General features: G+C 55.2%; 5 protein-coding genes. 4 read left to right on the top strand and 1 reads right to left on the bottom strand.

What is annotated here, in order from left to right:
• From M3O22_09230 to M3O22_09215, 4 genes are all read left to right on the top strand, one after another.
• On the top strand, positions 1–390 hold a 390-nt coding region (locus tag M3O22_09230), incomplete at its 5' end, for an NADH-quinone oxidoreductase subunit D (GenBank protein ID MDP9196922.1).
• Between the two features lie 66 nt (positions 391–456).
• A complete protein-coding gene (locus M3O22_09225) occupies positions 457–1,005 on the top strand; it encodes a hypothetical protein (GenBank protein MDP9196921.1) in 549 nt (182 codons plus the stop codon).
• Positions 1,006–1,075: 70 nt separating this feature from the next.
• Complete coding sequence (locus M3O22_09220) at positions 1,076–1,795, top strand: hypothetical protein (protein MDP9196920.1); 720 nt, start codon at positions 1,076–1,078, stop codon at positions 1,793–1,795.
• Positions 1,796–1,866: 71 nt separating this feature from the next.
• Entirely contained in the window at positions 1,867–2,091 is a 225-nt protein-coding gene (locus tag M3O22_09215) for a hypothetical protein (GenBank protein ID MDP9196919.1), read from the top strand.
• Here M3O22_09215 and M3O22_09210 read toward each other — a convergent pair.
• A partial coding sequence (locus tag M3O22_09210) for an IS5/IS1182 family transposase (GenBank protein ID MDP9196918.1) occupies positions 2,054–2,160 on the bottom strand: 107 nt, incomplete at its 5' end. The genes M3O22_09215 and M3O22_09210 overlap by 38 nt on opposite strands.

The following is a 2,160-nucleotide window of genomic DNA, read 5'->3' as shown; positions in this document are numbered from 1 at the left end:
ATGCGCCAGTCCAACCGCATCATCAAGCAGTGCATCGACTGGCTGCGCCGCAACCCCGGCCCGGTGATGGCCCGCAACTTCAAGGTCTCGCCGCCCTCGCGCGAGGAGATGAAGGACGACATGGAAGCGCTGATCCACCACTTCAAGCTGTTCACCGAGGGCTACTCGGTGCCGGCCGGCGAGACCTACGCCGCGGTGGAAGCGCCCAAGGGCGAGTTCGGCGTGTACCTGGTGTCCGACGGCACCAACCGTCCCTGGCGGTGCAAGATACGCCCCACGGGCTTTTCCCACCTCCAGGCGCTGGAGTTCATGTCAAAGGGCCACCTGCTGGCCGACACCGTGGCCATCATCGGATCTTTGGACATCGTGTTCGGTGAGATTGACCGGTAATTACTTTCATTCCAGATTTCTTCCGGAAATCCACACAGGCTTTTTCGAATATCGGGAGAAACTGTCATGAGTAGCGCAAACCAGAAGATTCCGTGCATCATCCAGCGTGTCCAGGGGGTCGTGCTGGATATCCGCGGGTGGAATATCACTGACGAAAAACATTACGGAGCCGTTATACCCGGGACCCTGATTATAAGAGCGACAGACACTGAAATTTTTCCGGATACCCTCAGGAACCATGCAGTGTGCTCCAGTATTACGAGAGTAGGAAGGTTGGGAAAGGTCATGCATATTGACCTGCCGCTGGATGATGTACGTACAGGTCTGGGGGTCCTGGCAGGGACAGGTTGCCTTGGGAAAGACAGGGCTGATGAAATGATGGCCGCGGCGAACAGATATGCCCGTATGAATCATCGCATCAGGAGTGCCCGCGACCTTCCCTTTCTCGGAATGGCAGCAACGGCCCGGTGGGCCTTGTACAGGGTAATAGATACTGGTGTAGGGGTACGCAGCCAGATAAAACTGCGCGAGCAACTGGTGAGAGCCTTCAAGGATCAGTATGTTCTCGTATCTGCCCCTGTTTCTGCAGCAGGACTGGCGTGTCCAGAAGCCTGATTGACTGCCAAATACTTTCGTTTCAACATAATGGCCGGATCCAGGGTGGAAGGTGCCGGAGCGGGTTGTTATGGGAACAGAAGATCAGGGAGCTTCAGAGGCGTCAGCCTCTCCGGCCCCTCCAGCGGCGACCATCGTGGAATTTGGCCTTCATGACAGCCATATATACGGGTATTATACAGTTACGCTCCTGCATATGACCTTGGAGCCTGATACAGGCATTCCCCAGGTTCTGCGCCAGCATGCCATACGTTTTCTTGATACTCCTGTGGGGCAGCGGGTTGCGGTCAAGGTCCCTCTTCATGACGTACCGACAGCCATGGCTGTTCTGCTGGCTGCCGGGTATCTGCAAAAGGATCAGGTGTTGCATGTTCTTTCATCCGTTGGCCGGGAAACCGGCAACAATATATATCTGAGGGATGTGGCCGATGTGCCTTTTCTGCGGAAGGCTGCGGAAATCCTGAAGTGTCTTGAACACTGCCTTGATCCGAAATATGTGGCCACGGGTCTGGAAACAAGGCCTAGGGACACTCTGGCCGGTGCTTTCAGGGCGGCCGCCACAGACAGGGACGTGCCGGATGAAGATGAAAAAAAAGTACCGTATGAAAAAGTACTGGCGGGCAGAACCCTGGAAAGTCTCAAGGATTTTCTTGCGCAACAATACAGGCACACCGGCCTGAAAGGTGTTCTGGAATGGGTTCTGGAAAAGGCCTTCCGGGAGGTGCTTTCAGAAAGGAAATCTGCTGCCCCGGCGGCTGGACCTTCTGTTTCTGGTGCCGCTGTCCCCTGATCCGGCCGGATCCTGTTGACCCGTAAATCCTTTCATTCCAGCATGGCCGGGACGGAATCCGGGAGAAATTCATGAGAAAAGCCACTGCTGCCATAGTTGTCCACGAGCCTGCAGAATCAGGGGTTTTTGCCAGCGGGATTATGCTGCTGAAGGATTTCTGTCTTCTGGAAATGGAGACAGATTGGGGTTTTAGGCAAGCCACGGCCGTTTATCTGCCGGGTCTCCAGATCAGACAGGGACAGGATACAGCAAAGGGGGCTAGGTCGTGGACTCATAAATTCTGGTCCATAGCCTGATGGAGCCGAGTAGGACAGCGGCGAGGAAGTTTGATGCGAGTTTGTCGTATCGAGTGGCGATACGTCTGA

The sequence above is a fragment of the Pseudomonadota bacterium genome (genome assembly GCA_030775045.1).
Classification (GTDB): domain Bacteria; phylum Pseudomonadota; class Alphaproteobacteria; order JALYJY01; family JALYJY01; genus JALYJY01.
This window is presented reverse-complemented; position numbering and strand designations above follow the sequence as displayed.

Coding starts and splice junctions, on each gene's coding strand:
- M3O22_09225 (MDP9196921.1), top strand. CDS start 457: ATGAGTAGCGCAAACCAGAAGATTCCGTGCATCATCCAGCGTGTCCAG.
- M3O22_09220 (MDP9196920.1), top strand. CDS start 1,076: ATGGGAACAGAAGATCAGGGAGCTTCAGAGGCGTCAGCCTCTCCGGCC.
- M3O22_09215 (MDP9196919.1), top strand. CDS start 1,867: ATGAGAAAAGCCACTGCTGCCATAGTTGTCCACGAGCCTGCAGAATCA.